Consider the following 15,506-nt stretch of genomic DNA (forward strand, 5'->3'; position numbering starts at 1 on the left):
CGTCGGCTCGGAACGGCCGTGCCGGCGCCGGTTCAGCCCGGCGCCGGCACGGCCGGCGAAAAAGGGAAAGGGAAATGGTGGAGTTCCGCGTCCTTCCGGACACCGCCGCGGCCGCCGCGCTGGACCTCCCGGCCGCCGCACGGTTCGAGCACGCCGCCCGGTTCGAGCACGCCTCGGGCCGCCCGTGGATCGTCGGCAGCTGGGACCGGGAGAGCGTCGTGTCCGCCGCGTGCGGGCGCGACCGCCTCGTGCTGTTCGGCCCCGCCGACACGACCCCCGGCGAGCTGGAGCGCGTCCTCGCCCGCGTCCGCTCCGTCCGCGACCTGGACGCCCTGTGCGGGCGGCTCGCCGGAAGCTTCCACCTCGTCGCCTCCATCGGCGGGCACGTCCGGGTGCAGGGCAGCCTGTCCGCCGCGCGGCAGGTCTTCCACACCTCGCTCGGCGGGGTGACCGTCGCCGCGGACTCGCCGGCGTCCCTGCCCGGCGACCACCGGGTGGACGAGGAGCTCCTCGCGGCCCGGCTCGTCGCGCCCTGGCCGCCGTGGCCGATCAGCGAGACGCCGCTGTGGACGGGCGTCGAGACGGTCCCCGCCGGCTGCTACCTGGAGATCGGCGCCGCCGGGCGGGGCCGCCCGGTCCGCTGGTGGACGCCGCCGGAACCGCACCTGCCGCTGGCCGACGGGGCGCGCCGCGTCCGCCGGGCGCTGCACGACGCGGTCGCCGTGCGGGCCCGCGACGTCAAGACGGTCAGCGCGGACCTGTCCGGCGGGATGGACTCCACCAGCCTGTGCTTCCTCGCCGCGGACGAGGCGGACCGGCTCGTCACGACCCGCTGGGAGGCCGCCGACCGCGCCGACGAGGACCGGCACTGGGCGCGGCTCGCCGCCGAGGACCTGCCGGCCGCCGAGCACCTGGTGCTGTCCCGCGCCACCGCCCCGACCTGGTTCGACGGGATCGCCGACCCCGGCCCCGAGCCCGACCTGGAGGGGCCGTTCGCGTGGATCCGGACCCGGGCCCGGCTCACCCACCTGGCGCGCCGCGTCGCCGCCGCCGGCTCGGCGACCCACCTGACCGGCCACGGCGGCGACGAGCTGTTCCTCGGCAACCCGCTCAACCTGCACACGCTCGCGCGGACGCGCGGCGGCGGCGCCGTCCGGCACCTGCGCGCCTACCGGGCGATGTACCGGTGGCGGCTGCTGCCCGCGGCGCGGGCGCTGCTGAACCGCGACTCGTTCGGCGGGTGGCTCGCCGCGTCCGCCGGGACGCTCACCGACCCGGTCCGCGACGTCGGCGGCGCGCCCGCGTTCGGCTGGGGCATCGCCTACCGGCTGCCGCCGTGGGCGACCGGCGACGCCGCCGCGGCGGCGCGGAGCCTGTTGCGGCGGGTCGGCGCGTCCGGCGTGGAGCCGCTGGCGCCGCTGCGCGGGCAGCACGCCCTGCTGCAGGACGCCCGGCTCTGCGGCGACACGATCCGCCGCGTCGACCGGCTCACCTCGCGGGAGGGCGTGGCCTGGCACGCGCCGTTCGTCGACGACCGGGTCATCGAGGCCGCGCTCGCCGTCCGGCTGCGCGACATCACGATGCCCGACCGCTACAAGCCCGCCCTGTCCGCCGCGATGGCCGGCATCGTCCCCGCCCGGATCCTCGGCCGGGCGACGAAGTCGGAGTACAGCGCGGAGGCCTACGACAGCCTGCGCCGGCACCGCGCCGAGCTGCTCGAGCTGTGCGGCGACGGCATGCGCCTCGCGCGGCTCGGGCTCGTCGACGCCGCCGCGCTGCGCGCCGTGCTGGCGGCGCCGCCGCCCTCGTCCCTGACCCTGATGCCGCTGATCAGCACGTTCGCCTGCGAGACGTGGCTGCGCGCCGTCGAGCGCGGCCGCGTCCCGAACCCCTCGACCGGAGGTCCGAGATGCCCGTGACTCCCGGGGCGTCGCTGTCGCCCCACGTGACCATGACCGAGACCGAGCACGGCACGGTGCTGCTGGACGAGCGCACCGGCCGCTACTGGGCGCTGAACGCGACCGGCACCACCGTGATCCGGCTGCTGCTGGACGGCGGGACCGTCGACGACGCCGTCCGCGAGCTGCGGGAACGGCACCCGGACGCGGCGGAGCGGGTCACCGCCGACGTCGCCGCGTTCGTCGCGACGCTCCGCGACGCCGAGGTGATGGCCCCGTGACGATCCCGGTCGCGCTGGAGCCGTCGGTCCGGCTGACGCCGCGGCGGCGGGCCGGCGCCCGCGCCGCGGTGGGCGCCGCCCGGCTGATCGCGAAGCTGCCGCCGCGCCGGCTGCGCCGCGTCCTGTCCGCGCTGCGGCGGGGCGCGCGGCCCGCGTCGGGCGAGGAGGCGCTCGCGGCGCGGCAGGCGGTGGTGACGGTGAGCGTGCAGTGCGCCGGCCAGGGCTGCCTGCAGCGGTCCATCGCGACCGTGCTGCTGTGCCGTGCCGGCGGGACGTGGCCGGACTGGTGCACCGGCGTGCGCACGGAGCCGTTCCGCGCGCACGCGTGGGTGGAGGCCGACGGCGAGCCGGTCGGCGAGCGCGCCGAGGTGCTGGCGTTCGCCAAGACGATGGTGGTCGCGGCCTCCGGCAGCGCGCAGGCGGACCGATGACGGGCCTGCTCCTGCTCGGCTGCCGGGCGCTGATCCTTACGGTGTTCGCCGCCGCGTTCGTCGGGAAGGCGCGCAGCGCGTCCCGGTTCCGCGGGTTCGCCGGCTCGATCCGGCAGCTCGCGATCCTGCCGGAGCGGGCCGCGGCGCCGGCGGGCGCGCTGGTCGTCGCGGGCGAGGGTACGGCGGTCGTGCTGCTGGCGCTGCCGCCCGCGGCCCGCGCCGGGTTCGCGCTCGCGTCCGCGCTGCTCGCCCTGTTCATCGGCATCGTGGTGCGCGCGGTGCGCGGCGGCGTGTTCGCCGAGTGCCGCTGCTTCGGCTCGAAGGGCTCGGTGATGGGGCAGGCGATGATCGTCCGGAACCTGCTGCTGCTCGCCGCCGCGCTCCCCGGCGCCGTCGCGGGCGCGCCCGTCCCCGCCGGACGGCCCGTCGCGGCGATGGCCGCGGTCGTCGCCGGGGCGCTCGGCGCGTGGGTCTTCACCCACTGGTACGACCGGATCGTCGCGGCGCTGATGAAGCGGCTGCTCGCCCCCGCGGGGAACGCCGGATGACCGGCGTGCCCGGCCCCGCGGGCCGCCGCCGGTACGCGGTCGAGGCCGCGGGCGTCAGCAAGTGGTTCGGGCCGGTCCAGGCGCTCGACGGGGTGACGGTCGCCGCGCCGCCCGGCTCGGTGCTCGGGCTGCTCGGCCACAACGGCGCCGGCAAGACCACGCTGGTCAACGTGCTCGCCACGCTGTGCCGGCCCAGCGCCGGCACCGCCCGCGTCGCCGGGTACGACGTCGTCCGGCAGTCGCGCGAGGTGCGCCGCCGCATCGCGCTGACCGGGCAGTTCGCGGCCGTCGACGAGCAGATCTCCGGGCGCGACAACCTGGTCCTGGTCGCCCGGCTGCGCGGGATCGGGCGGCGCGCCGCGGTCCGCCGCGCCGCCGAGCTGCTGGAGGCGTTCGACCTGACCGGCGCCGCCGACCGCCCCGTCCGCGGCTACTCCGGCGGGATGCGCCGCCGCCTCGACCTCGCCGCCAGCCTGACGGGCCGTCCCGAGGTGCTGTTCCTCGACGAGCCCACCACCGGCCTGGACCCCGCCGCCCGCCTCGCCACCTGGACCGCCGTCGAGGACCTCGTCCGGAACGGGACGACCGTCGTGCTCACCACCCAGTACCTCGACGAGGCGGACCGGCTCGCCGACGCCATCACCGTGCTCGCCGGCGGCCGGGTCGTCGCCGCCGGCGCGCCCGCCGACCTGAAGGCCCGCGTCGGCGGCCGCACCGCCACTGCGCGGCTGTCCGGCCCGGACGCCGTGCGCGCCGCCGCCCGCGCGCTGCGCACCGAGGGGCTCGGCCCCGAGTACGACCCGCGCCGCGACGTCCTCGCCGTCCCGCTGACCGGCCCCCGCGACCTCGCCGTCGTCGCCCGGACGCTGGACGCCGAGGTCGCGGGCGACTACGAGCTGGCCGTGACCGCGCCGACCCTCGACGATGTGTACCTGTCCCTCACCGGGCCCGCCCGCCCGGACGCGCCGCCCGCGAAGGACCGGTCATGACGGTCGACGCGCCCGCCGAGACCGAGACGGGCATCCGCACGGCGCCCCCGCAGGACGCCGGGATCGGCACGCAGCTGCGCGTCCTCACCGGACGGTCGCTGCGCGCGCTCGTCCTCGACCCGCGGCTCGTCGTCGCGAGCATGCTCGGGCCGCTGCTGATGCTCGGCATGTTCAGCCAGCTGTTCGGCAGCGTCGCGCGGGCGCCCGGCTTCCCGGCGGGCGTCCGCTACGTCGACTTCCTCGTTCCCGCGATCATGGTGACGTCGGCGATGCAGGCGGCGCTGAACACCGCGGTCGGCCTCACCCAGGAGATGCGCAACGGGATCATCGCCCGGTTCCGGTCGATGCCGATCTGGCCTGGGTCGGTGCTGCTCGCCCGCAGCGCCGCCGACACCGTCCGCTGCGCGCTCCAGCAGCTGCTGCTGATCGTCCTCGCCGCGGCGCTGCTCGGGTTCCGGCCGGCGGGCGGGCCGCTCGGCGCGCTCGGCGCCGCGGCGCTCGCGCTCGCCGTCGGCTGCTGCCTCGGCTGGATCTTCATCGCCATCGCCTGCTGGATCCGCAACCCCGAGCTCGTGCAGTCCGTCGCGGGGCTGGCGACGTTCCCGCTGGTCTTCGCGTCCAACGCGTTCGTCCCGGCGAGCGCGCTGCCCGGCTGGCTGCGCGCCGTCGTCGGCGTCAACCCCGCCACCTACGGGATCCGGGCGGCGCGGGCCATCGCGCTCGGCGGCCCCGCGCTCGCCGACGCCGCCACCGCCCTGGCGGTCAGCGCCGCGGTCGGCGCCGCGGCCGCCGCGCTCGCGATCGAGGGCTTCCGGCGCGGCACCTGACGGCGCCGCGGCGCGGTACCGGAAGGCGCCGCGGCGCGGTACCCGACGGCGCCGCGGCGCATAGAGTGCCTTGCGTGGGGGAGAAGACCGGCGTCCCGGCGAAGGGGCGCGGATGAACGACGATCGGCACCGGCGGTCCGCGGCGTCGGCCTCACCACCGGCACCGCCCCTGCTCAGGGCTGCCGCGGCCTGGTCCTGGCGGCTGATCGCGATCGGCGCGGTCGGCTACGGCATCGTCTGGATCATCGGCACCCTGAAGATCGTCTTCCTGCCGTGCGCCATCGCGCTGTTCCTGTGCGCGCTGCTGCGCCCCCTCACCGGCCGGCTGGAGCGGGCGGGGCTGCCGTCGCTGGCCGCCACCTGGATCACCATGCTGATCGCGCTGGCGGTGCTCGGCGGGATCGGCACGTTCGTCGGGATCCAGGCGAACGAGGAGTTCCCCAAGCTCGCCACCGAGGTGCAGGCCACCGCCCGGTCCCTGCAGCACTGGCTGGAGACCGGCCCGCTGCACGTCAAGCACTCCCAGATCCAGAACTCCATCGACCAGGGCATCAACTACCTGGAGAAGCGGCGCGGCAAGCTCGCCAACACCGCGGTGCAGGCGGGCGCGGTCACCATCGAGGTGCTCGCCGCGATCGTGCTGCTGCTGTTCATCACGTTCTTCCTGCTCAAGGACGGCGGGCGGATCTGGGACTGGACGATCGGCGGGACGGGCCGCTACCGCACCCGCATCGACCGGGCCGGCCGCGCCGCCTGGGAGACGCTGTCGCAGTACGTGCACGGCACCGTGATGGTCGCCGCGATCCACGCCGTCGTGCTCGCGATCGTGCTGGCCGTCCTCGGCGTCCCGCTGGTCGCGCCGCTCGCCGTGGTGATCTTCCTGGGCAGCTTCATCCCGATCGTCGGGATCCTGGTCGGCGGCGCGCTCGCGGTCGCCGTCGCGTTCGCCGCCAAGGGCGGCGTCATCGCGCTGATCTTCCTCGGCGTGCTGATCGTCGAGCACCAGGCCGAGAGCCACCTGCTGCAGCCGCTGCTGGTCGGACGGCTCGTCCGGCTGCACCCGCTCGCCATCATCCTGGCGATCAGCATCGGCGGGATCGTCGGCGGGATCCCCGGCGCGGCCGTCGCGGTGCCGATCGCCGCGGTCGTGTACCGGGCGTGGCCCGCGCTGCGCGACCCGCCCGAGGAACTGCCGCCCGAGGTCGCCGCCGCCACCGAGCCGTCCGACGACGAGGAAGAACCGTCCGGCGGCGAGGAACCGTCCGGCGGTGAGCGGCGCGAGTCCGGGGACGGCGGCGCGGGCGATGCGGACGGCGGCGAGTCCGGCGGTGGCGGGAAGGCCGGCGGCTGACCCGTCCGTTCCGAATGGCGCGGCGGCCGCCGGGTAGTGCCGGTGCATGGCTTTCCCAGCGGCCAGGCGGGCCGTCATCCTGCCGGGCCTCGCCGTGGTCGCCGCCGCGACGGACGTGGTCAGCTATCTCGGCCTCGGGCACGTTTTCACGGCGAACATGACGGGGAACACCGCGCTGCTCGGAATCGGCATCGCGACCGGGAAGTCCGGCGCGGCCCTGCGGTCTCTCTGCGCGCTCGGCGGTTTCGTCCTGGGCGCCTTCGCCGGCGGCCTTTTCCCGTCAGGCCGGCGGCTTCTCGCGTTCTGCCTGGCGGCCGAACTGGTGCCCCTGGCTGCCTGGTTCGCTTGGTGGGAAACGGTCGGCGGGCCGGCGCTCGGCGCCCCGCGGTTCGGCTACATCGCGCTGGCGGGGGTGGCGATGGGGCTGCAGGCCGCGGGGGTCACGCGGCTGGGCGTGTCCGGCGTGACGACCGTCTTCATCACCGGCACCATGATGTCGTTCATCGTCGGCCTGAGCACCCGCCTGCACGGCGACCGGCTGCCGAACCAGAGCCGCATCGGCCATTTCCTGCAGGCGCTCGTCGTCGCCTTCTTCCTGGTCGGGGCGATCGCCGCGGGATTCACGTTCAAGTACCACGGGGCGGCGGCGGTGCTCATTCCGCTGATCGTGCTCGCGGTCGTCGTTCCTGCGGCGTACGTCCTCCCGCCGGTGGACGATCCCGAAGACGGCTGAAGAAGCGATGAGTTCCGGCGTTGCCGGAGGTCATTCCCGCCATGGAATGGAAATTGGAAGTCGTGCCGGTGCCCGTCTCCGACGTGGACCGGGCCAAGGCGTTCTACGGGGAGCAGGTCGGTTTCGCGGTCGACCTCGACCGGGAGGTGCCGGGCGGGATGCGGATCGTCCAGCTGACGCCGCCCGGGTCCGGCTGCTCGATCCACCTGGTCACCGGCGGTGACGCGGGGAGCCTCAGCGGGCTGACGCTGGTCGTGTCCGACGTCGTCGCGGCGCAGGCCGAGCTGGCCGGACGCGGCGTCCCCGTCGGCGACGTCGTGCACTTCGAGAACGGCGCGCAGGTCAAGGGGCCGGGCACGGAGCCGTGGAGCACGATGGCCTTCTTCGCCGACCCGGACGGGAACGCCTGGGTGGTGCAGGAGCGTCCGCGGGGGGCCGGTGGACAGGAGGGGGTGTAAGCGAGCGATTATTAGCTGAGCGGCACACCGACCCGACCTGCGCCGCAGGCGCGGAACACCCTGGGAGGATCCATGGCGATCGCCATCGGCGAGGAGCATCGCGAACTGGCGCGGACGGCGCGCGCGTTCCTGCGCGACCACGACGCGCGCGCCGCGAACCGGGCGCTGCTGGAGGCCGGCGAGGAGACGCTCCCAGCGTTCTGGAAGGAGTTCGCCGGCCTCGGCCTGCTCGGCCTGCACCTGCCCGAGGAGCACGGCGGCGGCGGGTACGGCCTGCCCGAGCTCGTCGTCGTCGCGGAGGAGCTGGGCCGGGCCGCCGCGCCCGGCCCGCTCGTCCCGACGATGGCGGCGTCCGCGCTGGTCGCCGCGCGCGGGAGCGACGAGCAGCGGGCGCGGCTGCTGCCGGGCCTGGCGTCCGGCGAGGTCCCGGCCGCGCTCGGCCTGGACGGCTCCCTGACCGTCCGGGACGGCGCCGTGTCCGGCGAGGCGGTGGTGGCCGGCGGCGGGCTCGCCGGGCTGCTGGTCCTCACCGCCGGCGACGACATGGTGATCGTCGCGGCGGACGCGGCGGGCGTGGCCGTCGAGGTGCCGGAGAACCTCGACCCGTCCCGGCGCAGCGCCCGGGTCCGCCTCGACGGGGCGCCCGCCGAGGTGATCGCGGGCGCCGCCGGGCACGCGGCCGCGATCGCCCGCACGCTCTACTCCGCCGAGGCGGTCGGCGGCGCCCTCGAATGCGTCGAGTCGGCCACCGAGTACGCGAAGGTCCGGCAGCAGTTCGGCCGCACGATCGGCACGTTCCAGGCCGTCAAGCACCACTGCGCGAACATGCTGGTCGCCGCCGAGCTCGGCACCGCCGCCGTGTGGGACGCGGCGCGCGCCGCATCCGGCCCGGCCGACCAGTTCGAGCTGGCCGCCGCGGTCGCCGCCGCGCTCGCGGTCCCGGCGTTCCTCGACAACTCGGGGCTGAACATCCAGGTGCACGGCGGGATCGGCTTCACCTGGGAGCACGACGCGCACCTGCTGATGCGCCGCGCCGCCGCGATCGAGGCGGCCGTCGACCCGGAGGCCGCCGCCCGCGACGTCACCCGGCTGCTCGCCGCCGGGGTCGTCCGCGCCACCAGCCTCGACCTGCCGCCGGAGGCCGAGGCCGAGCGCGCCGGGGTCCGCGACCTGGCCCGCGAGATCGCCGCCCTGCCCAAGCAGGAGCAGCGCGTCCGCCTCATCGAGACCGGCTACGTCCAGCCGCACTGGCCGAAGCCGTGGGGCCTGGAGGCCCCGGCCGGGCTCCAGCTCGTCATCGACGAGGAGTTCAAGGCCGCCGGCGTGAAGCGCCCGCAGTACGGCATCACCAGCTGGAACATCCTCACCATCATCCAGCACGGCTCCCAGGAGCAGATCGACCGCTGGGTGCGGCCCGCGCTGCTCGGCGACGAGATCTGGTGCCAGCTGTTCAGCGAGCCCGAGGCCGGCTCGGACGCGGCGTCGGTGAAGACCCGCGCCGTGAAGACCGAGGGCGGCTGGATCGTCAACGGGCAGAAGGTGTGGACGAGCGGCGCGCACTACTGCCGCTGGGGCTTCGCGACCGTCCGCACCGACCCCGACGCGCCCAAGCACGCCGGCGTCACCATGATGGTGATCGACATGGAGCACCCGGGCGTGGAGGTCCGCCCGCTCCGCCAGATCACCGGCGACTCCGACTTCAACGAGGTGTTCTTCTCCGACGTCTTCGTCCCCGACTCCGACGTCGTCGGCACCCCGAACCAGGGCTGGACGGTCGCCCGCGCCACGCTCGGCAACGAGCGGGTCAGCATCGGCGGCGGCGTCGGCGCCACCGCGCAGCTGCCCGACCTGGTGAAGCTGTGCACCGAGCACCCGGACCGGGTGCCGGCCGGCGCCGAGCGCGTCGGCGCGCACGAGGCGGAGGCGCAGGCGCTGCGGCTGCTGAACCTGCGCAGCGCCGAGCGCGCCGTCGCGGGCGGCGAGCCCGGCCCCGAGGGCAACATCACCAAGCTGGTGCTCGCCGAGCACGGCCACGCCGCGGCGGCGCTGCTGTCGGCCTACGCGGGTCCCGAGCTGGTGTTCGCCGAGGGCCTCGGCATGATCGCGGGCCGGATGCGGCTCGGCTCGCGCGGCATGTCGATCGCGGGCGGCACCTCCGAGATCACCCGCAACCAGATCGCCGAGCGCATCCTGCGCCTGCCCCGCGACCCGCTGATCAAGTGACCGCCCGGGGTTCCGGGGCCGGGCCCCGGAACCCCGCCGCGCGGCTAGCCGGCGGACTCGCCGATGGCGGGCATCGGCGGGCCGCCGGGGTCCCAGGCGTCCAGGAAGGACGCCTGGAGGCTCTCGTCGACGAGTTCGACGGCCGCGCCGATCGAGTCGACGCGGTGGTAGCCGAACGCGCGGCCGTAGGGGCAGCCCGAGAACGTCTCGGCGAAGCCGCCCTCGGTGAGCCTGGCCGCCCCCGCCGCCAGGTCGGACGTCCAGAACCCGAGGTGGTGGAAGCCCGGCCGGGACGTGTCGCCCCACGGCCCGCCCGGCGCGGCCTCGATGAGCTCGATGAACGGGGCCCCGCCGGCGGAGAAGACGATCTGGTAGTCCCATTCGCCGATCCGCCCGCCGGCGGGGTCGCGCCAGGCGACGCCCGCGGCGGCGGTGAGGTCGCGCATCGCCGCGGCGAGGTCGGGGACGGCGAAGCAGACGTGGTAGAAGCCGGTCATCGCGGGCGGCGGCGGTTCCCGGCGTCCAGCGACGGGTTCCCGACGAGGTGCTTGATGCCCGCCATGTCGGTGCCCGGCGGGACGACCTCGTCGATCGCGTCCAGGACGGCCGGGTCGAGGCGGACGTCGGCGGCGGCGAGCAGGTCGTCCAGCTGGGCCATCGTCTTCGGGCCGATGATGGTCGAGGTGATCGCCGGGTGCTCGCCGACGAACGCCAGCGCCATGTGGGTGAGGGACAGCCCCGCCTCGTCGGCGATCTTGGTGAGGCGCTCGACGGCGTCGTAGCGCAGCGGCGCGCTCGGGTCGGCGTCGACCGTGCGGCCCTTCCAGTTGGAGTCCTCCGCGGGCGCGAAGCGCGAGCCGGCGGGGGCCGCCGCGTCGCGCCGGTACTTGCCGGTCAGCCAGCCGCCGGCGAGCGGGCTCCACGGGATGACGCCCATGCCGTGCCGCTGCGCGGTGGGCAGCACGGCCACCTCGGTCGACCGGGCGAAGATCGAGTACTGCGGCTGCTCGCAGACGAACCGGACGCCGCCGCGGCGCGCGGCCGCCCACTGCGCCTCGACGATCTGGTCGGCGGGGAACGTCGACGAGCCGACATAGCGGACCTTGCCCTGCCGGACGAGGTCGGTGAGGGCGTCGAGGGTCTCCTCCAGATCGGTGTCCCAGTCGGGACGGTGCATCTGGTAGAGGTCGATGTGGTCGGTGCCGAGGCGGCGCAGGCTCGCCTCGACGGCGCGCACGATGTAGCGGCGCGAGCCGCCGCGGGCGTTGCGCTCGTCGCCGAGCGGGAAGAAGAACTTGCTGGCGAGGACGACGTCGTCGCGGCGGCCCTTGAGGGCGCGGCCGACGATCTCCTCGCTCTCCCCGGCGGAGTACATGTCGGCGGTGTCGACGAAGTTGACGCCGGCGTCGAGCGCGCGGTGGACGATGCGCGCGGAGTCCTCGTGGTCGGGGTTGCCGACCCTGCCGAACATCATGGCGCCGAGGCACTGGGTGCTGACTTCGACGCCGGTACGGCCGAGCTTCCGGTACTGCACTGCGGGCTCCTCGTGGTGGTGGACGGGAGGAAATCTAGAAGGTGGAGCGCGCTCCAGGTCAAGCCGGGGATTTCTATCGTGTTCCGATAGACCGCCTTTGACGTGCGTTTGGGCGTTCTGCCCGGAGGTAGGGGGAGGTTCCGCGACGAGGGGAGGCGGAGCCGATGACCGCTGTGGCCGGCAGGCGGCACCGACCGGTGGAGTTCGTCGACCGGGGCGGCCTCGCGAGGGACCTGGGCGAGGTGGTCGAGGGCGAGGTGCGCTTCGACCCGGGCTCGACCGCCCTGTACGCCAATGACGCCTCGGTCTACCGGCAGGTTCCGGTCGGCGTGGTGATCCCGCGGCACGCGGGGGACGTGGCGGCGGCGCTCGACGTGTGCCGCCGCTACCAGGTGCCGGTGTTCGGCCGCGGCTGCGGGACGGGCCTCGCGGGCCAGAGCGTCAACGCGGCGGTGGTCTTCGACTTCTCCAAGTACATGCACCGGATCGTCGAGCTGGACCCGGAGGGCCGGACGGCGCGCGTCCAGCCGGGCGTCATCTGCGACCAGCTGCGGGAGGCCGCGGCGCGGCACGGGCTGACGTTCCCGGTGGACCCGGCGACGCACGACCGCTGCACGCTCGGCGGGATGATCGGCAACAACTCGTGCGGGACGCACTCGGTGATGGGCGGCAAGACCGTCGACAACGTCCTGGAACTGGACGTGATCACCTACGACGGGACGCGGATGACCGTCGGCGCCGGCGACGTCCGCCCGGAGGGCCGGCAGGGCGAGATCTACGCCGCGCTGCGCGGGATCGCCGAGCGGTACGGGCCGCTGATCCGCGCGCGATACCCCGACATCCCGCGCCGCGTGTCGGGCTACAACCTCGACAGCCTGCTCCCGGAGAACGGGTTCGACGTCGCGAAGGCGCTGGTCGGCACCGAGTCGACGTGCGTGCTGGTGCTGGAGGCGCGGGTGCGGCTGCTGCCGGACCCGCCGCACCACGCGCTGCTGGTGATCGGGTACCCGGACGCGGCGGCCGCGGCCGAGCACGTCCCGGAGCTGCTGGACACCGCCGGGCTGATCGGCCTGGAGTGCTTCGACGCCGGGGTGATCGACAACCTGGAGGCGCACGGAGCGCACATTCCGGGCATCGACGACCTGCCGGAGGGCGGCGCGTGGCTGCTCGCCGAGTACGGGGCGGAGTCGCAGGACGAGGCGAACGAGCTGTGCGAGTCGGTGAAGGCGCGCCCGCACGGCGGCCATCCGAAGGTGTTCGAGGACCCGGCCGGGCAGGAGGAGATCTGGGAGGTCCGCCGCAGCACGATCGAGTTCACCAGGCTGCCCGGGCGGCACTCGGGGCTGGCGGGGTGGGAGGACGCGGCGGTCGCGCCGGAGAAGCTCGCCGGGTACATCCGGGACTACTGCGCGCTCGTCGAACGGCACGGCTACCACACCGTCCTGTTCGGTCATTTCGGGCAAGGCTGCATGCACAACCGGCTCGACCTGGACCTCCAGACCCCGGACGGCGTCGAGAACTTCAGGAGGTTCCTGGACGAGGCCGGCGACCTCGTCGTCCGGTACGGCGGGTCGCTGTCGGGCGAGCACGGCGACGGGCAGCTGCGCGCGAACCAGCTGGCGAAGATGTTCGGCCCCGAGCTGGTCGAGGCGTTCACCGAGTTCAAGGAGGTGTTCGACCCCGACCACCGGATGAACCCGGGCAAGGTCGTCTCGGCGTACCGGCCGGACCAGAACCTGCGGCTCGGCACCGACTACCGGCCGCGGCAGGTCAAGACGTACTTCGGCTACCCGCAGGACGCGCACGGGTTCGCCGACGCCGCGAACCGCTGCTTCGGCATCGGCAAGTGCCGCCACCTCGGCGGCGGCACGATGTGCCCGAGCTTCATGGTCACCCGCGAGGAGAAGCACTCGACGCGGGGCCGCGCCCGGCTGCTGTTCGAGATGATGAGCGGCTCGCTGCGCGGGAAGGGCTGGCGCGACCCGCACGTCAAGGAGGCGCTCGACCTCTGCCTGTCCTGCAAGGGCTGCAAGGGCGACTGCCCGGTGTCGGTTGACATGGCCACCTACAAGGCCGAGTTCCTCGCGCACTACTACAAGCGGCGGCTGCGGCCCCGCCAGGCGTACGCGCTCGGCCTGATCCCGGTCTGGGCGCGGCTCGGCTCGAAGGCCCCCGGCCTGGTGAACGGGCTCCTCGGGTTCCCGCCGACCGGGCTGCCGCTGAAGCTCGCGGCGGGCGTCGACCGCCGCAGGAAGGCGCCGAGGCTGGCCGCGCGCACCTTCGAGGACTGGTTCGCCGAGCACCGCGGCCCGGACGGCCGCCCGGTCATGCTGTGGCCCGACACGTTCACGAACTTCTTCGACCCGGACGTCGCGATCGCCGCCGTCGAGGTGCTGGAGGACGCCGGATACCAGGTCAGGCTGCCCGAGGGGCGACTGTGCTGCGGCCGTCCCCTCTACGACTACGGGATGCTCCCGACCGCGCGCCGGTGGCTGCGCCGCAGCGTGGACGCGCTCGCCGGGCCGGTCTCCGACGGGATCCCGCTTGTCGGGCTCGAACCGAGTTGCCTGGCGGTGTTCCGCGACGAGCTGCCGAACATGTTCCCCGACGACGCCGACGCCGGACGGATCGCCGGCGCCGCGTTCACGCTCGCCGAACTGCTGGCCCGCGACGGCTACGAGCCGCCCCGCATCGACCGGGACGCGCTCGTCCAGGTCCACTGCCACCAGGGCGCCGTCCTCACCCACGACTCCGAGCGGGACCTGATGGAGCGCGCCGGGCTGGACCTCGACGTCCCCGACTCCGGCTGCTGCGGCATGGCGGGAAGCTTCGGCTACGAGGCCGGCGACCGGTACCGGGTGTCGAAGGCCGCGGGCGAGCGGGTGCTGCTGCCCGCCGTCCGGGACGCGCCCGAGCGCACGCTGATCGTCGCGGACGGATTCAGCTGCCGCGAGCAGATCGCGCAGGGCACCGGGCGCACGGCGCTGCACCTCGCCCAGGTCCTCCGCCTCGCCGCCGCGGACCGCCCCCGCCCGTGACCGTCAGCCGGCGACGGGGCGGGCCTGCTCGTCGAGCCAGTCGTACCAGTCGCCGAGGCCGTCGCCGCGGGTGGCGGAGACCGGCAGCATCCGCAGGCCGGGGCAGAGCCGGCGGGCGGCGTCCCGGCAGGCGTCGACGTCGAAGTCGACGTACGGCAGCAGATCGATCTTGTTGAGCAGCAGGACGTCGGCGCCGCGGAACATGTGCGGGTACTTCAGCGGCTTGTCGGCGCCCTCGGTCACCGACATCAGCACGACGCGGGCGCGCTCGCCGAGGTCGAACAGGGCCGGGCAGACGAGGTTGCCGACGTTCTCGACGAACACCGTCGCGCCGTCCGGCGGGGCCAGCTCGGCGAGCGCGCCGGACACCATCGCGGCGTCGAGGTGGCAGCCGGAGCCGGTGTTGACCTGCACGGTGCTCGCGCCCGCGGCGGCGAGGCGGCGCGCGTCGAGGACGGTCTCCTGGTCCCCCTCGATCACCGCGACCGGGCCCGACGGGCTGAGGTCGGCGACGGTGCGCTCCAGCAGGGTCGTCTTGCCGGAGCCGGGCGAGCTCATCACGTTCAGCGCGAGGATCCCGCGCTCGGCGAGCCAGGCCCGGTTCCGCGCGGCGAGGTCGTCGTTGTGCGACAGCACCCTGTGGTCGAGCACGATGACCCGCTCGTGCGGATGCGGATGCGGGTGGGCGTGGGCGGCGCCGCCGCCGACGGCGGTCAGGCGGGCCGCGTCGCCGGCGTCGCAGCCGCAGGTCTCACACATGGTCGGCGACCTCCACCGCTTTGATCGTCAGTTCGGCGCCGCCGGTGACGGTCACCTCGGCGCTGCCGCAGGGGCACAGTGCGAGCGGGTCGCGGGCCGGGAACACCGAGCCGCAGGCCCGGCACTCGCCGGTGCCGTCGGGCTCGGTGATGTCGAGCCGCGCGCCCTCCACGCAGGTGCCCTCGCCCGCCAGCTCGAAGCAGAACCGCACCGCGTCCGGCATGACTCCGGAAAGTTTTCCGATCTCCAGCCGGACCACCGTCACTCGCATATCGGACAACTGCGCTGATATCGCATCTATGACGCTCTCCGTCACGGCCAATTCGTGCACGCTTTCCCATCCGTCCCGCTCGCTTCGCGGCAAGGGTTGCGCTGCCCGGATCTTCCCCCGTCAAACGCCGCCTTTACGCAACCATGGAATTGCCGGAGCGGGTTT

The 15,506-nt window shown here is 74.8% G+C and carries 15 protein-coding genes; 11 read left to right on the top strand and 4 right to left on the bottom strand.

Features of this window, described 5'->3' with window-relative positions; genetic code table 11:
• Positions 1–74 precede the first annotated feature (74 nt).
• The 10 genes from J4709_RS20445 to J4709_RS20490 all read left to right on the top strand — a co-directional run bounded on the left by J4709_RS20445 (position 75) and on the right by J4709_RS20490 (position 9,739).
• Positions 75–1,919, top strand: coding sequence for an asparagine synthase-related protein (locus tag J4709_RS20445; RefSeq protein ID WP_208243094.1), 1,845 nt, complete (start codon positions 75–77; stop codon positions 1,917–1,919).
• Positions 1,910–2,179: a lasso peptide biosynthesis PqqD family chaperone gene (locus J4709_RS20450; protein ID WP_173096451.1), complete on the top strand. Its 270-nt coding sequence runs from the start codon at positions 1,910–1,912 to the stop codon at positions 2,177–2,179. Before J4709_RS20445 ends, J4709_RS20450 begins: the two co-directional genes overlap by 10 nt.
• Positions 2,176–2,610 carry a lasso peptide biosynthesis B2 protein gene (locus J4709_RS20455; protein ID WP_208243096.1) on the top strand — a complete coding sequence of 145 codons (435 nt, stop codon included), beginning with the start codon at positions 2,176–2,178 and terminating at the stop codon, positions 2,608–2,610. Before J4709_RS20450 ends, J4709_RS20455 begins: the two co-directional genes overlap by 4 nt.
• Complete coding sequence (locus J4709_RS20460) at positions 2,607–3,158, top strand: MauE/DoxX family redox-associated membrane protein (protein WP_208243097.1); 552 nt, start codon at positions 2,607–2,609, stop codon at positions 3,156–3,158. Before J4709_RS20455 ends, J4709_RS20460 begins: the two co-directional genes overlap by 4 nt.
• Positions 3,155–4,147 carry an ATP-binding cassette domain-containing protein gene (locus tag J4709_RS20465; protein ID WP_208243105.1) on the top strand — a complete coding sequence of 331 codons (993 nt, stop codon included), beginning with the start codon at positions 3,155–3,157 and terminating at the stop codon, positions 4,145–4,147. Before J4709_RS20460 ends, J4709_RS20465 begins: the two co-directional genes overlap by 4 nt.
• On the top strand, positions 4,144–4,974 hold the full coding sequence (locus tag J4709_RS20470; protein WP_208243107.1) for an ABC transporter permease: 831 nt from the start codon (positions 4,144–4,146) through the stop codon (positions 4,972–4,974). The genes J4709_RS20465 and J4709_RS20470 overlap by 4 nt, the downstream gene beginning before the upstream one ends.
• Before the next feature lie 112 nt (positions 4,975–5,086).
• On the top strand, positions 5,087–6,325 hold the full coding sequence (locus J4709_RS20475; RefSeq protein WP_208243109.1) for an AI-2E family transporter: 1,239 nt from the start codon (positions 5,087–5,089) through the stop codon (positions 6,323–6,325).
• 94 nt (positions 6,326–6,419) lie between these two features.
• Complete coding sequence (locus J4709_RS20480; RefSeq protein WP_208243112.1) at positions 6,420–7,058, top strand: YoaK family protein; 639 nt, start codon at positions 6,420–6,422, stop codon at positions 7,056–7,058.
• Between the two features lie 62 nt (positions 7,059–7,120).
• Positions 7,121–7,516 carry a VOC family protein gene (locus J4709_RS20485; RefSeq protein WP_307801387.1) on the top strand — a complete coding sequence of 132 codons (396 nt, stop codon included), beginning with the start codon at positions 7,121–7,123 and terminating at the stop codon, positions 7,514–7,516.
• Positions 7,517–7,588: 72 nt separating this feature from the next.
• On the top strand, positions 7,589–9,739 hold the full coding sequence (locus J4709_RS20490; RefSeq protein ID WP_208243114.1) for an acyl-CoA dehydrogenase family protein: 2,151 nt from the start codon (positions 7,589–7,591) through the stop codon (positions 9,737–9,739).
• Positions 9,740–9,783: 44 nt separating this feature from the next.
• Here the strand turns inward: J4709_RS20490 and J4709_RS20495 are convergent, their stop codons facing one another.
• A complete protein-coding gene (locus tag J4709_RS20495; RefSeq protein WP_208243116.1) occupies positions 9,784–10,236 on the bottom strand; it encodes a VOC family protein in 453 nt (150 codons plus the stop codon).
• Positions 10,233–11,273: an aldo/keto reductase gene (locus J4709_RS20500; protein ID WP_208243118.1), complete on the bottom strand. Its 1,041-nt coding sequence runs from the start codon at positions 11,271–11,273 to the stop codon at positions 10,233–10,235. Before J4709_RS20500 ends, J4709_RS20495 begins: the two co-directional genes overlap by 4 nt.
• 164 nt (positions 11,274–11,437) lie before the next feature.
• On the opposite strand from J4709_RS20500, the gene J4709_RS20505 reads away from it, so the two are divergent.
• Positions 11,438–14,311 carry an FAD-binding and (Fe-S)-binding domain-containing protein gene (locus tag J4709_RS20505; RefSeq protein WP_208243120.1) on the top strand — a complete coding sequence of 958 codons (2,874 nt, stop codon included), beginning with the start codon at positions 11,438–11,440 and terminating at the stop codon, positions 14,309–14,311.
• A 3-nt stretch (positions 14,312–14,314) separates the two neighbouring features.
• On the opposite strand, the gene hypB is transcribed toward J4709_RS20505, so the two are convergent.
• Both hypB and J4709_RS20515 read right to left on the bottom strand, forming a co-directional pair.
• On the bottom strand, positions 14,315–15,070 hold the full coding sequence (gene hypB, locus J4709_RS20510; protein ID WP_208243121.1) for a hydrogenase nickel incorporation protein HypB: 756 nt from the start codon (positions 15,068–15,070) through the stop codon (positions 14,315–14,317).
• Entirely contained in the window at positions 15,063–15,401 is a 339-nt protein-coding gene (locus tag J4709_RS20515) for a hydrogenase maturation nickel metallochaperone HypA/HybF (protein ID WP_208243123.1), read from the bottom strand. Before J4709_RS20515 ends, hypB begins: the two co-directional genes overlap by 8 nt.
• Positions 15,402–15,506 lie beyond the last annotated feature (105 nt).

This window comes from Actinomadura violacea, from assembly GCF_017573465.1.
GTDB classification, from domain to species: domain Bacteria; phylum Actinomycetota; class Actinomycetes; order Streptosporangiales; family Streptosporangiaceae; genus Spirillospora; species Spirillospora violacea.